The organism is Streptomyces sp. NPDC085946, assembly GCF_044540485.1.
Lineage (GTDB): Bacteria > Actinomycetota > Actinomycetes > Streptomycetales > Streptomycetaceae > Streptomyces.
The window spans coordinates 201,957-217,135 of the sequence record NZ_JBITSF010000012.1 but is presented as its reverse complement, the minus strand read 5'-3'; the positions used below and the strand labels follow the sequence as shown (position 1 = coordinate 217,135).

The window sequence follows — 15,179 nt, the reverse complement described above, 5'->3', positions numbered from 1 at the left end:
GTGGACCGGGCCGGGGGCGAGAGGGCGGGCCGGAGCGGGGACGGCCGCGCGGACCGGGCCGGGGACGGCCGTGCGCTGCGTGCCGGTGGCGAGGACGCGGGCCGGCCCGAGGACGGCGACGCGGGACGGCCCGTGGACCTCGTCGCGGTCCTCGCCCGTGCCCGTTCGACCGAGGCACCCGGACCGGACACGCCCGCCGGACCCGCCGTCCGCCCCTGGCCCGGGCCCTCGCGGCCCCTGCCGGCGGCCGGCCCCGGGGAGCTGGACCTGGACCGGCTGCTCCGGCTCTCCCTGGCCGCCCAGGACGGGACCGGACGGCTGCGGCCCGCGGCGTCCGCGGGGGCCCTCCACCCCGTGGACGCCCGGCTCGTCGTGGGGCCGGGCTGCCCGCTGCCGCCGGGGCGCTACGGGTACGACCCGGTGCGCCACCGCGTCCACCGCCTCGCCCCGGCACCCGACGGGCCACCGCCCGGTGCGACCGTCGAGCTGTCGGTCACCGTCCGCCGCACGGCCTCGCACTACGGCCACCGCGCCTGGCCGCTGGCCCTGCTCGACACCGGGCACGCCGCGGGCGCGCTGTGGCTGGCGGGACGGGCCCGGGGCGGCACGGAGCCCGTCCTCCGCCTGGACGGACGCGGCGAACAGCCGCTCGCCGCGGTGCACTTCGCCCCGCCCGGCGACGCGGCTCCGCTCGCGGCCGGGGCCCACGAGCCGCCGGCCCGCCGCAGCGCCCCGCCCCCGCTGCGGGGCACGCCGTCCCCGGACGACCTGCGGACCGTGCTCGCCACCGCCGCCGAGGCGGGGGCCGGCGAACTCGCCTGGTGCGCGGCCGTCGGCGAACCGCGCCCCGCACTGGTCGGGCTGGCCCCCGACGGCACGCTGCGGCGGCTGGCCGCCGGGGAGGCCCGGCCGACGCTCGCCGTGTGGGCCGCCGGGCAGCGGTGGATCGCGGACGCGGGCGCCGTCCTGCTCGGCTACGGCTGCCCGGCGGACGCCGGACCCCGGCGGATCCGCCGCGCCCACCTGAGAGCGGGCTTCGCCGTCCACCTCGCCCAGGTGGCCGCCGTACGCCGCGGGCTGGGCGCCCGTCCCGTCGGCGCCTGGCAGCAGGCCGACCTCGGCGCCGCGCTCGGCGCCGCACCGGGCCGGGACTGGATCGTCCACGGGCTGGCCCTGGGCACGACGTACCCGGCGACCGGCCCGGCCCCGGGCGCCACCGGACCCCGTCCCGCCCCGGCCTCCGGCACCGCGCGGCCGGGCCCCACCGCCCCGCCCCCCACCATCCGTACCCCCCACCCCGACGAAGAAGGACCCTCGTGATCGTCCACCCCGAGCTGCGCCGGGCCGCACGGTACGCCCGGCGCCCCCTGCTCGCGGCCACCCTGCTGCAGGGCGCCGTCACCCTCACCCACCTCGGGCAGGCCGTGCTGCTGGCCGTCGCGCTCGCCGACACGGCCCGGGGCGACACGGCCCGGCTGCCGCTGCTGCTCGCGGCGGTGCTCGGCGTGGTCGCCGTCCGGGCCGGCCTCGGCTGCCTCCAGCGGCGCACGGCCACCCGCGCCGGGGCCCGGGTGCGGGTCGCCCTGCGCGACGAACTCCTCGCCCACCTGGGGCGGCTCGGCCCCGCCCACCTGACCACCGCGCGCGCCGGAGCCGTCCGCACCACCCTGGTCGACGGGGTCGAGGGCGTCGACGCCTACGTCTCCCGCTACCTCCCCCAGCTCCTCGTCACCCTCACCGTGCCCCCGCTGCTGCTCGTCGCACTGGCGGCTTCCGCACCGGTCGCCCTCCTCGGCCTCGTCCCGGCCCTGCTGCTGGCCCTGGCGGGGCCGCGCGCCTGGGACCGGCTCCTGGCCAGGCGGGGCAAGGAACACTGGGACACCTACGAGCAGTTGGGCGCCGACTACCTGGAGGCCCTGCAGGGCATGCCCGCGCTGCGGGCGGCGGGCGCCGTGGGGCGCACCCGCCGGCGGCTGGAGGAGCGCTCGGCGGCGCTGCACCGGGCGACCGTGGCCAAGCTCCGCGTGTCGCTCGTCGACACCGGGCTCACCGACCTCGCCGTCCAGGGCGGCGTCGTGGCCGCCGCGCTGCTCGCCTGCGGGGCGGCCGTCACCGGGTCCGGCACACCGACCGGCACCTACCTGCTGCTGCTCCTGGCCTCCGAGTGCTTCCGCCCCGTACGCGACCTGTCCCGCGAGTGGCACGCCGGATACCTGGGCGTGTCGTCCGCCGACGGGATCAGGGCCCTGCGGACCGCGGAACCCGCCGTCCCCGACACGGGCACCGCACCGGCCCGCTGGGCGGCTCCGCCCGAAGTGCGCTTCGAACACGTCGAGTTCACGTACGGCGGCGCGGGGGAGCCCGCGCTGCGCGGCGTCACCTTCACCGCCGAGGCGGGACGCACGACCGCGATCGTCGGCCCGTCGGGCGCCGGCAAGTCCACCCTACTCGCCCTGCTCCTGCGCCATCACGCGCCGGGCCGGGGACGGATCACGGTCGACGGCCGGGACGTCGCCGCGTACACGCTCGGCTCGCTGCGGCAGGGCATCGCCGTCGTCTCCCAGGAGACGTACCTGTTCCACGCCACCATCGCCGACAACCTGCGGCTGGCCCGGCCCGACGCGACGGACGACGCGCTGGTCCGCGCGGCCCGCGCCGCGGGCGTCCACGACGAAATCGCCGCCCTTCCCGACGGCTACGCCACGGTCCTCGGCGAACGGGGCGCCACCCTCTCCGGCGGCCAGCGGCAACGGCTCGCCCTCGCACGCGCCCTGCTCGCCGACGCGCCCGTCCTCGTCCTGGACGAGGCGACGAGCGCGGTCGACGAACGCCGCGAGGCCGACATCGTCCGCGAGCTGCTGCGCGCCGCGGGCGGCCGGACCGTCCTGGTCATCGCCCACCGGCTCGCCGCCGTCCGGCACGCCGACCGCGTCGTGGTCCTGGACGGCGGACGCGTCGACGCCGTCGGCGACCACACCGCCCTCGCCGCCGCGGGCGGCCTCTATACACGGCTCGTCACGGCCGGCGAGGTGCGCGAAGGGGGGCGTGCCGCATGACCGGCTCCACGAACACGTCCGGTGCCGCCGCGGTGCCCGCGCGGGGCGCGCTGCGGGCCCTGCTGCCCGCCCTCGCCGCGCACCGGACGATGGTGGCGCGGACCTGCGCGGCCGCGCTCGCCGAACAAGGGTCGCTGGTCGCCGTGTCGACGCTGGCCGCGTACACCGTCGGCACCGCGGTCACCGAGGGCCGTGCCCCCGCGGCCGGCACGGTCGCCGTGCTGGTCGCCCTCGTCCTCCTGCGCGCCCTGACGACCTGGCGCGAGATGGACCTCTCGCACGACCTGGCCTACCGGGTGCTGGCCGCGCTGCGCGTGCGGGTCTTCGACGGACTGGCCCGCAGCGCGCCCGCCCGGGTGGCCGGCCGGCGCAGCGGCGACCTGGCCGCCACCGCGATGGCCGACGTGGAGGCGCTGGAGTTCTTCTACGCCCACACCACCGCCCAACTCCTCGCGTCCGGGACGGTGTTCACCGCGGGGACCGTGCTGCTGGCCGTGGTGGAGCCCTGGCTGCTGACGGCCCTGCTGCCGGTCGCCGCGCTGCTCGCCGCGGCGCCGTTCGCCGACGCGCGGGCCCGTGCGGTGCGCGGCGCCCGCACCCGGGCCGCCGCGGCGACTCTGTCGGCCGACACCGTGGAGGCCGTCGGCGGGCTGCGCGAACTGCTCGCCTTCGGCGGGCTCGACGAGCGCCGCCGCCGCCTCGCCGAGCAGGGCCGCGCGGTGGGCGCGGCCCAGCGGGCGGAGGCCTCCTGGGAGGCGCTGGCCGCGGTCCTGCGTGACGTCCTCATCGTGACCGCGGTGCTCGGCGTGGTGACGGCCGCGGCCCACGCGGCCACCGCCGGCCGGCTGCACGGCGCGTGGGTGCCCGCGGCGATGGCCCTGGCCCTGTCGGTGCTGGGCCCGGTCGCCGAGTCGGCCAGGGCGCTGAGCCAGGCCGTGTCGCTGCGCGCCGCCGCCGCCCGCGTCGACGCCGCCGTCAAGGCGCCCGCGCTCGCCCCGCCGCCCGCCGCGCCGCGCCGCCTCCCGCCCGGCCCGCTGGGCGTACGCCTGCACCGGGTGAGCTTCGGCTACGGGGACCGGCCCGTCCTGGACGGCGTCGAGCTGACGGTCCCCGCGGGCCGGACCGTCGCCCTGGTCGGCGCCTCCGGCGCGGGCAAGACGACCTGCGCCCACCTGCTGGCCCGCTTCTGGGACCCGTCGGGCGGCGCGGTCCAGCTGCTGCCCCGCACCGGCGGCCCCGTCGACCTGCGCGACCTGGCGGACGCCGACCTGCGCCGCGCCGTCGCGGTGGTGGGCCAGGACACCCCCCTCTTCCACGGCACCCTCGCCGAGAACCTGCGGCTGGCCGCGCCGGACGCGGACGACGCGTTCCTCGCCGAGACGGCCCGCCGCTGCGGGGTCGACCGCATCGCCGCGCCGGACACCGTCGTCGGCGAGCGCGGCGCCACCCTCTCCGGCGGCCAGCGCGCCCGCATCGCCCTCGCCCGGGCCCTGCTGGCCCGGCCCCGGGTCCTCGTCCTGGACGAGACCACCGCCCACCTGGACAACACCGGCGACGCGGAACTGGCCGCGGCCCTGGCCGAGGACCCCGACCGCACCACCCTCGTCATCGCGCACCGCCCGGCCACCATCCGCCGCGCCGACCGCGTCGCCGTGCTGGAGGCCGGCCGGATCGCCGAGGAAGGCACCTGGGACGAGCTCACCGCCCGCCCCGACAGCGCCCTGAACCGCGTCCTGAGGCCCGCCGCCCGGTGACCGGCCGGGGGCCCGGCCGCCCCCGTCCCCCGCCCTCGTGCACGCCCGCCCCCACCCGTCCACCCCGACCCCGCTCCCGCCCTCACCACCCCGTCCCCCTCGCCCCCGGCGCGCCGGAATGTCCTTGCGGGCGACCGGAGTTCACCATGAAGACCGGCCTGCCGGAGTCCGCCGCGGACACCGGCCGCCGGACCGCCCGGCACCTCCGTCCGGCACGCACCGCCCGCACGGCGGACGGTGCGTGCCGGTCCGTACCCGGGGCGCGGGACGGCCCGGTCACGCAGGACGGCGGCAAGCGGAAGGCACGCGTACAATCCACGCGACCGATTCGGGGGAGTCACCCATGGAAACGATCATCGTCCAGCTGCCGGGCCCCACGCGGCCGGCCGCGGACGAGACCGGCAGGCCCGAACTGCTGCACCTGGGACCGGGGGACGTCGTCGACTTCGGCCGCGGCACGCCCGGCGGCGGGGGAGTGGCCATCCCCCTGGCCGATCCCGGCGTCTCGCGCCGGGCGGGGCAGCTGGAGGCGGCCGGGGACTACTGGCGGCTGTCCAACTTCAGCCGCAGCGTCTCCTACGTCGTGGAGAACCTGGAGGGCGCCGGCGAGTACCTCACCGTGGCGCCGGGACGGCTCGGCGCGCCCGTGCCGTTCGAGTTCTCCCGGGTGGTGCTGCCCGCGCTGACGGGAACCGCCGCCTTCAAGGTGTTCGCCCCGCAGCACGCCTACCTCGCCGACGGACCGGCCGACGGCGCCGGGGAGCAGACCGTCCACCCCTTCGCCCTGGACCCCACCTCCAAGTACTTCCTCGTCCTGGTCGCGCTGTGCGAACCGCGGCTGCGCGACGCCTCGGACACCGTCCTGCCCGGCGTCGGCGACATCGTGGAACGGCTGCGCCCGCTGGAGTCCTGCCGCGACCTGACCCGCTCGGCGGTCAACTACCACATCGACTACCTGGCCTTCGCCAAGCTGCGCCTCGACCTCGGCGACGACACCGCCGGCGACGGCGCCCGCACCGGCGCCAAACGCGCCCGGCTGGCCTCCGTCGCCCTCCGCTTCGGCCTGGTCCGCGAGGAGCACCTCGCCCTGCTGCCGCCCCGCGGCGCCGGGCGCCCCGCCCCGCAGGAGGCCCGCGCATGACACCGTCCGGCACCCGGGAGCCCCTGGGCGCGCCCCGCCTCCCGGAGGGCTTCCGCATCGACCGCTGGGAGATCGGCGCGGTCATCGGCTCCGGCGGCTGGGGCACCGTGTACGAGGCCCGTACGGTCGCCGACGGCACCCCGGTCGCGGTCAAGGTGCTGCCCACCGACGCCCTCGCCCCCGGCCAGCGCGCCGCGCTCGGCGAACTCGTCGCGCGCGAGGTGCGGTTCAGCTCCGCGGCGGACCACCCCCACCTGGTCCGCACCCGCGCCGTGCGCACCGTCGACGCGCCGGGCCTGCCCGCGCTGGACGGGGCCGTCGCGCTGGTCATGGACCGGGCCGAGGCCAGCCTGAAGGACGTCCTGGACGCCGCCGGGGCCGGCCGCCCGATCCCCGACGCGGGCCGTGTGCTGCGCGGGATCGCCGCCGGGCTCGCCCACATGCACGACGCGGGCTGGGTGCACGGCGACCTCAAGCCCGCCAACGTCCTGCTGGGCGCGGACGGGCAGGTGTGGCTGGCGGACTTCGGGCTGGCCACGGAGCTCGACGGCAGCCACGCCCACCTCCCGCCGCTCGGCACCCTCGACCACCTGCCGCCCGAGTGGTGGTCCCAGCGCACCGGCGCCCGGGGCGCCGTCATCCGGCCGACCGCCGACGTCTGGGCCTTCGGCGTCCTCGCCCACCAGGTGCTCACCGGCGGCCTCCACCCGTTCCCGGGCGCGACGGCCCGGGCCCGCTCGCTCGCCGCGCAGACCTACGCGCGCGGCACCGCGCCGCTGCGCCTGGACGCCGGCCTCGACGAGGGCTGGCGCCGGCTCGTCGCCGACTGCCTGGCCCCGGACCACGCCGCCCGCCTCCCGCACACGGCGCGCACGCTCGCCGCGCGGGTGGAGCGGCTGGCGGGCGGACCGCGCCGCCGGCGCGGACGCCGCGTCGCGGCCGTCGCCACCGCGCTGACCGGCCTGGCCGCCGCCGCGGTCGCCGGGACGCTGCTGCTCGGCGGCGACGGCGACGGCGACACCGGCGGCGACGACCGCGGCCGCGGCACCGCCGCCGTCGTCACCGGCGCGCACAGCACGGCCCCCGGGGAGATCCCCGCCGGCTCCGACGTGCCCCGGGCGCTGCGCCCGGTCATCACCAAGGCCGCCCACCGCTGCACCGACGAGGAGATCACGCCCGCCCTGCTCGCCGCCCTGCTCAAGGCGGAGAGCGGCTTCGACGCGAACGCCGCCCGCCCGGCCACCGACGAGTACGGCATCGCCATGTGGACGCCGTCGGTGTTCCGGGCGTGGGCCGTGGACGGGGACGGCGACGGCGACAAGGACCACATGTCGCCGCCGGACGCCATCGCCTCCATGAGCGGCTACGTGTGCTGGCTCGACCAGCGGTTCAAGGAGGCGGGCCTGCCGAAGGAGGACCTGCCCGCCCTGGTCGCGGCCGGCTACCGCACCAGCGACCGCGCGGTCATCGAGCAGGGCGGGGTGCCCGAGCGGGTCCGCCCGCACGTCGACGAGGTGCTGCGCCACCTCGCCGCGTACGGCGGGTGAGCCGGTCCCCCGTACCGCGGCCCACCCGCCGTGCCCTTCGCCGCCGGTCACGGCTGCGCGACGCCCCCTCGCCGGTCGCCCGGCGTGGGCACCGGCCCGGGACCGGCACGGTCCCGGCGCACACCAGCGGTGACGCGGCCGCGGCCGTCGCACCCGGCCGTCGCACGCCGGCCGCCGCTCCGAGCGGGTGGCCGAGCCGACCGGACCGAGGCCGGGGCACGGCCCGTGCCGGGCGCGGACGGTGCCGCGGCGGTGCCGGTGACCGCGCCACCACGGTAGGAGGACCCGGGGCGGCAGCGGTCCTGACGTCTGTCAGGGGTGTGCGTCCGGCCCGCCGGCTAGGGGCTGTCGTTCGGATCAGGCCGCGGGGAATCGACTGTAGGTCGTCGGCCCCGCGTCCGCGGCGTGATCCGAACGACAGCCCCTAGTCCTTGCGCCCGGTCGCGGCCACGGTGACGCCGAGGCCGATCATCGCGAGGCCGCCCGCCCCGCCGACCAGCGAGAGCCGCCGCGGCGAACGCGCGAACCAGTCCCGGGCGGTGGCCGCGGCGAGGCCCCACACGCTGTCGCAGGCCACGGCGATGACGTTGAAGACCAGACCGAGCAGCAGCAGCTGCGCCGTCACGTGCCCCCGGTCGCGGTCGACGAACTGCGGCAGCACCGCCGCGAAGAACACGATGGTCTTGGGGTTGGCGACCCCGACCGCGAAGCCCTCCCAGAAGGTGCGCCGCCCGCCGGGCGTCGGCCCGTCACCGGTGAACGCGGCCCGCAGCGCGCCGCGTTCGCGCCACGCCCTGACGCCGAGGTGCACCAGGTAGGCGGCGCCCGCCAGCTTCAGCACCGTGAAGAGGAGCACCGAGCGTTCCACGACGGTGCCCACGCCGAGCGCGACGGCCACGACGAGCAGGTAGGCGCCGGCCGTGTTCCCCACCACCGTGACCAGCGCGGCGCGGCGCCCCCGCGCCAGCGCCCGCCCGATCACGAACAGCACGCTGGGACCGGGGATCACGATCAGCACGAGCGACAGCGCCGCGAAGGCGAGCAGACGGTCGGGGGACACCATGGGCCCATGGAAGCACGGGCGGAACCCGGCCGACGATCCGTTTTCCCGGGGCCCCCGGGCCGGTTCCCGGGGCGTCCCGCTCCGTCTCCCCGGGGGCTCCGGCGGCTCCGGCACGGCCGGAAACCGCTCGACGGGCGCGGACCGGCGCGTCTACGATCCGGGTCGCGGCATCGCGTGCCGGTCACCGGCCGGGTGAGGCATGGAGGCGCCGCGGAGATGCCCGTGGAGGCATTGACCCGTGTCAGTCGAGTTCAACCACACCATCGTTCTCTCCCGCGACCGGGAGACGTCCGCACACTTCCTCGCCGACGTCCTGGGACTGGAGGTCGGCGCGCCGGCCGGGATGTTCCTGCCGGTGACGACCGCCAACGGCGTCACGCTGGACTTCGCGACGATCGACGCCGACATCCCCGTGCAGCACTACGCGTTCCTCGTCTCCGAGGACGAGTTCGACGCGGTCCTGGCCCGTCTCGTGGCGCGCGCGATCCCCGTCCAGGCCGATCCGCACGGCAGGCACCCGGGCCGGATCAACCGCAACGACGGCGGTCGCGGCGTGTACTTCAGGGATCCGGCCGGTCACGGCCTGGAGGTCATCACCCGCCCGTACGGCAGCGACCCGTCCTCGGCGCTGAACGGCGTGACGGAGGAGGTGCCGGGGGCCTGCTGAGCCCGCGCCGGGGCCGGGTGCGCGGCACACGTCCGCACCCGGCCCCCGGCGGGGGCCGGGCGGGTCAGCGCCGGTACAGGCCCACCAGCGTCCCGCTGGCGACCTCCTGTTTCCCGACCGCCTCGTGCACCTGGTCCGCGCTGGGCGCGTCGGGCAGCACGCAGGGCCCGGACAGGGCGTAGAGCCGGAAGAAGTAGTGGTGCGCGTCGTCGCCCGGCGGGGGATGCGGCCCGCCCCAGCCCCGTTCGCCGTAGCCGTTGACGAGTTCCGTGCCGCCCGGCGGGCACCGGCCCGCGCCGACGCCCCCGCTGCGGGGGTCGACGCCGACCACCACCCAGTGCGCGAAGGGGCCCGAGGGGGCGTCGGGGTCCTCGCACAGCAGCACCAGTTCCGACGCGTCGTCCGGTACGCCGCTCCAGGCGAGCGGAGGAGAGACGTTCTCGCCTTCGTACGCGTACCGGCGCGCGATGAAGGAATGGTCGTCGAATGCGTCACTGGTGAGTTCGATGCCGGCCATGTGGCCGGGGTACCCCCGCGGTGACCGGATATACGGTTGGGGCCCCGCCGCCCCGGGTACCCGGAGGCCCGCCGGAAGAGAACCGGGAGGGGACGGAGGAAGCGACGATGTCTCCCCGGGCAGAACCCTTCGCAGCGGACACGCACGAGGACCACCGCGCCCGCGCCCGCACCGCCCGGCTGCGCAGCCGCATTCCCGAGCCCGACGAGGAACCCGACCTGCTCGGCCAGTACCTGGCGCAGATCGCGGCGACGCCCCTGCTCGACGCGGCGGACGAGGTACGGCTGGCCCGGCGCATCGAGGCCGGCGTCCGGGCGCTGGAGGAGCTGGAGCGGGCCGACGCCGGCGGACCCGGCCTCACGCCCGAGCGGCGCCGGCAGTGCGAGGAGACCGTCCGCGACGGGCAGGCGGCCAAGGACCACATGGTGCGGGCCAACCTCCGGCTCGTGGTGTCGATGGCCAAGCGGCACGCGCACCGGGGCCTGCCCCTGCTGGACGTCATCCAGGAGGGCAACCTGGGGCTGATCCGGGCGGTGGAGAAGTTCGACCACACCAAGGGCTTCAAGTTCTCCACGTACGCCACCTGGTGGATCCGCCAGGCCATCGAGCGGGGCCTGGCCGCGCACGCCCGGACCGTGCGGCTGCCGATGCACGTCGTGGAGCAGCTGCAGAAGCTCGCCAAGGTCGAACGCAAGCTGCAGCGGGACCTGGAGCGCGAGCCGACCCCCGACGAGGTGGCCCGGGACAGCGGCCTGGCCGTGGAGAGGGTGGTCTGGCTGCGCCGCGTCGGGCGGCACGCGGTCAGCCTGGACACGCCGGTCGACGAGACGGGCGAGACCGTGGTCGGCGACCTCATCCCCGACACGGAGGTGCTCCAGGCCCCCGAGGTCGCCGAGTACCGGGCGCTCGCCGAGGAACTGCGGGAGGCCGTCGGCACGCTCGGGCCGCGCGAGGCGATGATCCTCAGCCTCCGGTACGGCCTGCACGACGGGAAGACCCGCACCCTGGACCAGGTCGCGCGGCACGTGGGCCTCACGCGGGAGCGGGTCCGCCGCCTGGAGAAGGCCTCCCTCGCCCACCTGCGCGCACCGGAGAACCGGGAACGGCTGGGTGCCTGGACGGGCTGACCGGTGACGGCCGGCCAGGGTCCCGGGCGACGGCGGCCGGCCCGCACCCCAGCCCACGGCGGTCGGATCTCGGCCGATGCCGTGGCGGCCCGCACCCGGCCCGCGGCGGTCGGATCTCGGCCGATGTCGTAGCGGCCGGGTTCCCGCCCGAGGTCATGGCGGGTCCCGTACCGCACCCAGCCCGTGGCGGTCGGACCTCGGCCGATGCCGTGGCGAGCCGGGCCCCCTTCCGAGGCCACGGCGGGTCCCGCACCGCACGCACCCGGCACCATTCACGCCTCGCGCGTCCCCACCAGGACGCCGTCCGGCCCCAGCGCCACGCGCACCCCCCTGCCGATCCGGTCCAGCGTCGCCCGCAGCCACGCCCGGTCCGCCCCGGGCGCGGGTTCCAGCCGCATCCGCCGGGCCCGCAGCGGCACCATGCGCAGCCCGGCCAGCCGCCCGGTGCCCGCGTCGAGCCGGACCAGGTAGGCCAGGCGGAGGTCGTCGCGGTACCGCTCGTAGCCGGAGATGCCCTCGTAGTCGTCCACGAAGTCGCCGCAGCCGTACAGGATCAGGCGGTCGCGGTACACCTCCAGCGGGCGCGGGTGGTGCGAGGAGTGCCCGTGCACGACGTCGGCCCCGGCGTCTACCAGCGCGTGCGCGAAGCGGACCTGGTCGCGGGGCACGGAGTAGCCCCAGTTGGAGCCCCAGTGCACGGACACCACCACCAGGTCCCCGGCGCGCCCGGCCCGCCGGACGCGCTCCGCGACGGCGGCGGCCGTCCCGGGCGACAGGTCGGCCAGGTACGCCACGCCGGGCCGGTCCGCCGTCGCCGCCCAGTCGGGCGGGATGCCGCTGGACCGCGCCCCGAGGGCGAACACCAGCACCCGTCCGCCGGGCACCGGCACCGCCGCGGGCGCGTGGGCCCCGGCGGCGTCGCGGCCCGCGCCCGCCGTCCGCAGGCCCGCCGCGGCCAGCGCGTCCAGGGTCTCCAGCAGGCCGGGCCGCCCGAAGTCCAGGACGTGGTTGTTGGCGAGGACGCAGACGTCGGGCCGGAGCGCGGTCAGCGCGGGCAGGTTGCCGGGGTGCATCCGGTAGTGGATGTCCTTGCCGGGCGCGAACGCGCCGCAGCGCGTCACGGACGTCTCCAGGTTCACGATCCGGACGTCGACCGCGGCCTCGTCCAGGACCCGCAGCGCCCCGCCCCACGGCCAGGCGGGGGAGACGGGCGCGGGGACCGGCCCGTGCGCCGACTCCGCGAGCCGGACGTAGACCCGGGCGTCGGACACGTACGCCTCCCGCAGCGCCGGATCGCCGGGGTGCGGCAGGATCTGGTCGATCCCGCGCCCGAGCATCACGTCACCGCACAGGAACAGCGTCACCGCACGGCCGGGGTCACCGCCTGAGCCGCCCATGACTCCACGGTAGGCCGGGTGCGGCGGGTGTCGGCCGGGCCCCGGCGCGGTACTCGCGGCACGTCGCAGGAGGTCGCCATGGAACCGGCCGTCGACCTGGTCGAGGAAAGCCCCTACCGCTTCCGCATCCCGCCCCGGGCGCCGATGCGCGTCCCCGGCGTGGTGTTCGCCTCCCGGGACCTGCTCGCCGACGCCGCCCAGTCGCTGGAGCAGGTCGCCAACGTGGCGACGCTGCCGGGGATCGTCGGCGCCTCGTACGCCATGCCCGACGTGCACTGGGGCTACGGCTTCCCCATCGGCGGGGTCGCGGCCACCGACGTCGACCGGGGCGGAGTGGTCTCGCCCGGCGGGGTCGGCTTCGACATCTCCTGCGGGGTGCGGCTGCTGGCCGCCGACACGGACCGGGACGCGCTCCGGGCGGCGCTGCCCGCCGTCATGGACGGCCTGGACCGGGCGATCCCGCGCGGCGCGGGCCCCGGCGGGGTGTGGCGGCTCTCCGGCCCCGGGCAGCTGGAGCACATCCTGCGCGGCGGCTCCCGGTACGCGGTGCAGGAGGGGTACGGCGAGGAACGCGACCTGCTGCGCTGCGAGGACGGCGGCGCGGTCGCCGACGCCGACACCGGGCAGGTCGGCGAGCGGGCCCGCGAGCGCGGCCTCGCCCAGGTCGGCAGCCTGGGCTCCGCCAACCACTTCCTGGAGGTCCAGCAGGTCGCCGAGGTCTACGACGAGACGGTCGCCGCCGCCTTCGGACTCGCCGCCGGCCAGGTGTGCGTGATGATCCACTGCGGTTCGCGCGGGCTCGGGCACCAGATCTGCACCGACCACGTCCGGGCCATGGACCGCGCGATGGCCCGGTACCGCATCACCGTGCCCGACCGGCAGCTCGCCTGCACCCCGGCCGGCTCCCCGGAGGGACGGCGCTACCTGGGCGCGATGGCCGCCGCCGCCAACTACGGCCGCGCCAACCGCCAGCTCCTCGCCGACGCGGCCCGCCGCGTCTTCCGCCGGACCGCCGGCACCCGCCTGACCCTGGTCTACGACGTCTCCCACAACCTCGCCAAGACCGAGACCCACGAGGTCGACGGGCAGTCGCGCCGGCTGTGCGTGCACCGCAAGGGCGCCACCCGCGCCTTCCCGCCCGGCCATCCCGAACTCCCCGCGGACATCCGGGAGTTCGGCCAGCCGGTGCTCATTCCCGGCACCATGGGCACGGCCTCGTACGTGCTCGCCGGCGTGCCCGGCGGCGGCGCCTTCTTCTCCACCTGCCACGGCGCCGGCCGGGTGCTCAGCCGCCACCGGGCCGCCCGCGCGGTCACCGGCAGGGAGCTGCGCACCCGGCTGGAGGCGTCCGGCATCGCGGTCCGCCCCAAGTCCTGGCGGGGCCTGGCCGAGGAGACGCCGGAGGCCTACAAGGACGTCGACGCGGTGGTGGCCGCGAGCGAGGGCGCCGGCCTGTGCCGCACGGTGGCCCGGCTGGTCCCCCTCGGCGTGGTCAAGGGCTGACCGTCCCGGAGCCGCCGGCGTCGCTCACGCGCCGACGACCGACCGTCCCGGAGCCCTCGGCGCCGCTCACGCGCCGACGACCGACCGCCCCGGAGCCCCCGGCGCCGCTCACGCGTCGATCGTCACCGCGCAGGACCACCCGTAGGGGCCCGGCCCGATCCGCAGCTCGTTCCAGGCCACGGCCTTCGGCACGGCCCCGGTGATCTCCACGTCCGCGAGCCGGGCGACCGCCAGCCGCACGTCCAGGTCGCCGTCGGCCTCGTCCGCCTCCACGTCCACGGGCACCTGCCCGTGGACCTCCAGCCGGTAGATCACCTCGTCCAGCAGCGCGGCCAGCAGATCGTCGTCGCTGGCCTCGGCCAGCCGGACCCGGTCCACGGCGGTGGGCCGCACCCCCGAGAGGTCGGCGAAGCACTCCACCATCCCCAGCACGGCCTCCGCCAGACAGTGCTCCCGGCTCCCCGCCCACGCCTCGATTCTGATGTCGGCGGTGTGCGGCACCGCCCGGTGCCCGCTCCCACCCGGCCGCCGTACCCGCCCGTCGTCGCCCGTGTCACCGACCATGTCTTCCGACTGCCCGATCACCGGCGACGCATGCGGGGGCGCGGGGGAGGAACGTGCCGGGGAAGCGCGCGCCGGACGCGCGCCCTCGGGGCGCGGGACAGCACGGCCCGCCGTGTGCACCCCGCCGCCACCCGGGTACGCGGCCCGAGGGGGCCACCACCGGGGGAGAGGAGGCCGACCATGATCTCCCGGACGGTCACCGTGCCCGCCGACGGGCGGGAGCTCGTGGGTGATCTCGCGGTGCCGGCGCCCGCGCGGGCCGCCGTGCTGTTCGCGCACGGCAGCGGCAGTTCGCGGCACAGTCCGCGCAACCGGCAGGTCGCGACCGGGCTGCGCACCGCGGGGCTCGGCACCCTGCTGATCGACCTGCTCACCGAGGCGGAGGAGCGGCAGGACCTGGTCACCGCCGAGCTGCGCTTCGACATCCCCCTGCTGGGGCGGCGCCTGATGGCCGCGATCGACTGGCTGGGGGCGGAGCCCGCCACCCGGAACCTGCCCCTCGTCCTGTTCGGCGCGAGCACCGGTGCCGCCGCCGCGCTGGTCGCCGCCGCCGGCCGGCCCGACCGGGTCCTCACCGTCGTCTCGCGCGGCGGGCGGCCCGACCTGGCGGGCGACGCCCTGGACGCGGTGCGCGCGCCGGTGCTGCTGATCGTGGGCGGCCGCGACCACGAGGTCCTGCGGCTCAACCAGGACGCGGCGCGGCGGCTGCACGCCCCGCACGCCCTGCACGTCGTGCCCGGCGCCACCCACCTGTTCGAGGAACCCGGCGCCCTGGAGGAGGTCACCGACGCGGCCCGGCGGTGGTGCGACGAGCGGCTGAGCGCGGCGGCGCGCTGACCCCGC

13 protein-coding genes are annotated in these 15,179 nt (G+C 77.7%); 9 read left to right on the top strand and 4 right to left on the bottom strand.

Going from position 1 to position 15,179, the window contains the following annotated elements; translation table 11 throughout:
- The 5 genes from ACIF8T_RS24140 (at window position 1) to ACIF8T_RS24120 (ending at window position 7,498) form a co-directional block, all read left to right on the top strand.
- Complete coding sequence (locus ACIF8T_RS24140; protein WP_400038173.1) at window positions 1-1,320, top strand: SagB/ThcOx family dehydrogenase; 1,320 nt, start codon at window positions 1-3, stop codon at window positions 1,318-1,320.
- Window positions 1,317-3,056 carry an ABC transporter ATP-binding protein/permease gene (locus tag ACIF8T_RS24135; RefSeq protein ID WP_400038172.1) on the top strand — a complete coding sequence of 580 codons (1,740 nt, stop codon included), beginning with the start codon at window positions 1,317-1,319 and terminating at the stop codon, window positions 3,054-3,056. Before ACIF8T_RS24140 ends, ACIF8T_RS24135 begins: the two co-directional genes overlap by 4 nt.
- Entirely contained in the window at window positions 3,053-4,810 is a 1,758-nt protein-coding gene (locus ACIF8T_RS24130) for an ABC transporter ATP-binding protein (protein WP_400038171.1), read from the top strand. The genes ACIF8T_RS24135 and ACIF8T_RS24130 overlap by 4 nt, the downstream gene beginning before the upstream one ends.
- Before the next feature lie 343 nt (window positions 4,811-5,153).
- Window positions 5,154-5,951, top strand: coding sequence for a serine/threonine protein kinase (locus ACIF8T_RS24125; protein ID WP_400038170.1), 798 nt, complete (start codon window positions 5,154-5,156; stop codon window positions 5,949-5,951).
- Window positions 5,948-7,498: a serine/threonine-protein kinase gene (locus ACIF8T_RS24120; RefSeq protein WP_400038169.1), complete on the top strand. Its 1,551-nt coding sequence runs from the start codon at window positions 5,948-5,950 to the stop codon at window positions 7,496-7,498. Before ACIF8T_RS24125 ends, ACIF8T_RS24120 begins: the two co-directional genes overlap by 4 nt.
- Before the next feature lie 424 nt (window positions 7,499-7,922).
- Here ACIF8T_RS24120 and ACIF8T_RS24115 read toward each other — a convergent pair whose 3' ends face one another.
- Window positions 7,923-8,561: a LysE family translocator gene (locus tag ACIF8T_RS24115; RefSeq protein ID WP_400038168.1), complete on the bottom strand. Its 639-nt coding sequence runs from the start codon at window positions 8,559-8,561 to the stop codon at window positions 7,923-7,925.
- 238 nt (window positions 8,562-8,799) lie between these two features.
- Here ACIF8T_RS24115 and ACIF8T_RS24110 point away from each other — a divergent pair, with 238 nt between their 5' ends.
- Window positions 8,800-9,228, top strand: coding sequence for a VOC family protein (locus ACIF8T_RS24110; protein ID WP_400038167.1), 429 nt, complete (start codon window positions 8,800-8,802; stop codon window positions 9,226-9,228).
- A 64-nt stretch (window positions 9,229-9,292) separates the two neighbouring features.
- Here ACIF8T_RS24110 and ACIF8T_RS24105 read toward each other — a convergent pair whose 3' ends face one another.
- Window positions 9,293-9,745 (bottom strand): YbhB/YbcL family Raf kinase inhibitor-like protein, encoded by a 453-nt coding sequence (locus ACIF8T_RS24105; protein ID WP_400038166.1) that lies wholly within the window; start codon window positions 9,743-9,745, stop codon window positions 9,293-9,295.
- A gap of 107 nt (window positions 9,746-9,852) precedes the next feature.
- On the opposite strand from ACIF8T_RS24105, the gene ACIF8T_RS24100 reads away from it, so the two are divergent.
- Window positions 9,853-10,872 carry an RNA polymerase sigma factor RpoD/SigA gene (locus tag ACIF8T_RS24100; RefSeq protein ID WP_400038165.1) on the top strand — a complete coding sequence of 340 codons (1,020 nt, stop codon included), beginning with the start codon at window positions 9,853-9,855 and terminating at the stop codon, window positions 10,870-10,872.
- 272 nt (window positions 10,873-11,144) lie between these two features.
- Here the strand turns inward: ACIF8T_RS24100 and ACIF8T_RS24095 are convergent, their stop codons facing one another.
- A complete protein-coding gene (locus tag ACIF8T_RS24095) occupies window positions 11,145-12,269 on the bottom strand; it encodes a CapA family protein (protein ID WP_400038164.1) in 1,125 nt (374 codons plus the stop codon).
- A 78-nt stretch (window positions 12,270-12,347) separates the two neighbouring features.
- Between ACIF8T_RS24095 and ACIF8T_RS24090 the strand changes: the two genes are divergently transcribed.
- The gene (locus ACIF8T_RS24090; RefSeq protein WP_400038163.1) at window positions 12,348-13,772 is read left to right on the top strand and encodes an RtcB family protein; all 1,425 of its coding nucleotides are present in this window, start codon (window positions 12,348-12,350) and stop codon (window positions 13,770-13,772) included.
- Window positions 13,773-13,880: 108 nt separating this feature from the next.
- On the opposite strand, the gene ACIF8T_RS24085 is transcribed toward ACIF8T_RS24090, so the two are convergent.
- Window positions 13,881-14,336: an archease gene (locus ACIF8T_RS24085; RefSeq protein WP_400038162.1), complete on the bottom strand. Its 456-nt coding sequence runs from the start codon at window positions 14,334-14,336 to the stop codon at window positions 13,881-13,883.
- A gap of 180 nt (window positions 14,337-14,516) precedes the next feature.
- Here ACIF8T_RS24085 and ACIF8T_RS24080 point away from each other — a divergent pair, with 180 nt between their 5' ends.
- Window positions 14,517-15,173, top strand: a complete 657-nt coding sequence (locus ACIF8T_RS24080; RefSeq protein ID WP_400038161.1) for a dienelactone hydrolase family protein — start codon at window positions 14,517-14,519, stop codon at window positions 15,171-15,173.
- Window positions 15,174-15,179: the final 6 nt, after the last annotated feature.

Coding starts and splice junctions, on each gene's coding strand:
- ACIF8T_RS24130 (WP_400038171.1), top strand. CDS start 3,053: ATGACCGGCTCCACGAACACGTCCGGTGCCGCCGCGGTGCCCGCGCGG.
- ACIF8T_RS24125 (WP_400038170.1), top strand. CDS start 5,154: ATGGAAACGATCATCGTCCAGCTGCCGGGCCCCACGCGGCCGGCCGCG.
- ACIF8T_RS24120 (WP_400038169.1), top strand. CDS start 5,948: ATGACACCGTCCGGCACCCGGGAGCCCCTGGGCGCGCCCCGCCTCCCG.
- ACIF8T_RS24115 (WP_400038168.1), bottom strand. CDS start 8,561: ATGGTGTCCCCCGACCGTCTGCTCGCCTTCGCGGCGCTGTCGCTCGTG.
- ACIF8T_RS24105 (WP_400038166.1), bottom strand. CDS start 9,745: ATGGCCGGCATCGAACTCACCAGTGACGCATTCGACGACCATTCCTTC.
- ACIF8T_RS24100 (WP_400038165.1), top strand. CDS start 9,853: ATGTCTCCCCGGGCAGAACCCTTCGCAGCGGACACGCACGAGGACCAC.
- ACIF8T_RS24095 (WP_400038164.1), bottom strand. CDS start 12,269: ATGGGCGGCTCAGGCGGTGACCCCGGCCGTGCGGTGACGCTGTTCCTG.
- ACIF8T_RS24090 (WP_400038163.1), top strand. CDS start 12,348: ATGGAACCGGCCGTCGACCTGGTCGAGGAAAGCCCCTACCGCTTCCGC.
- ACIF8T_RS24085 (WP_400038162.1), bottom strand. CDS start 14,336: ATGGTCGGTGACACGGGCGACGACGGGCGGGTACGGCGGCCGGGTGGG.
- ACIF8T_RS24080 (WP_400038161.1), top strand. CDS start 14,517: ATGATCTCCCGGACGGTCACCGTGCCCGCCGACGGGCGGGAGCTCGTG.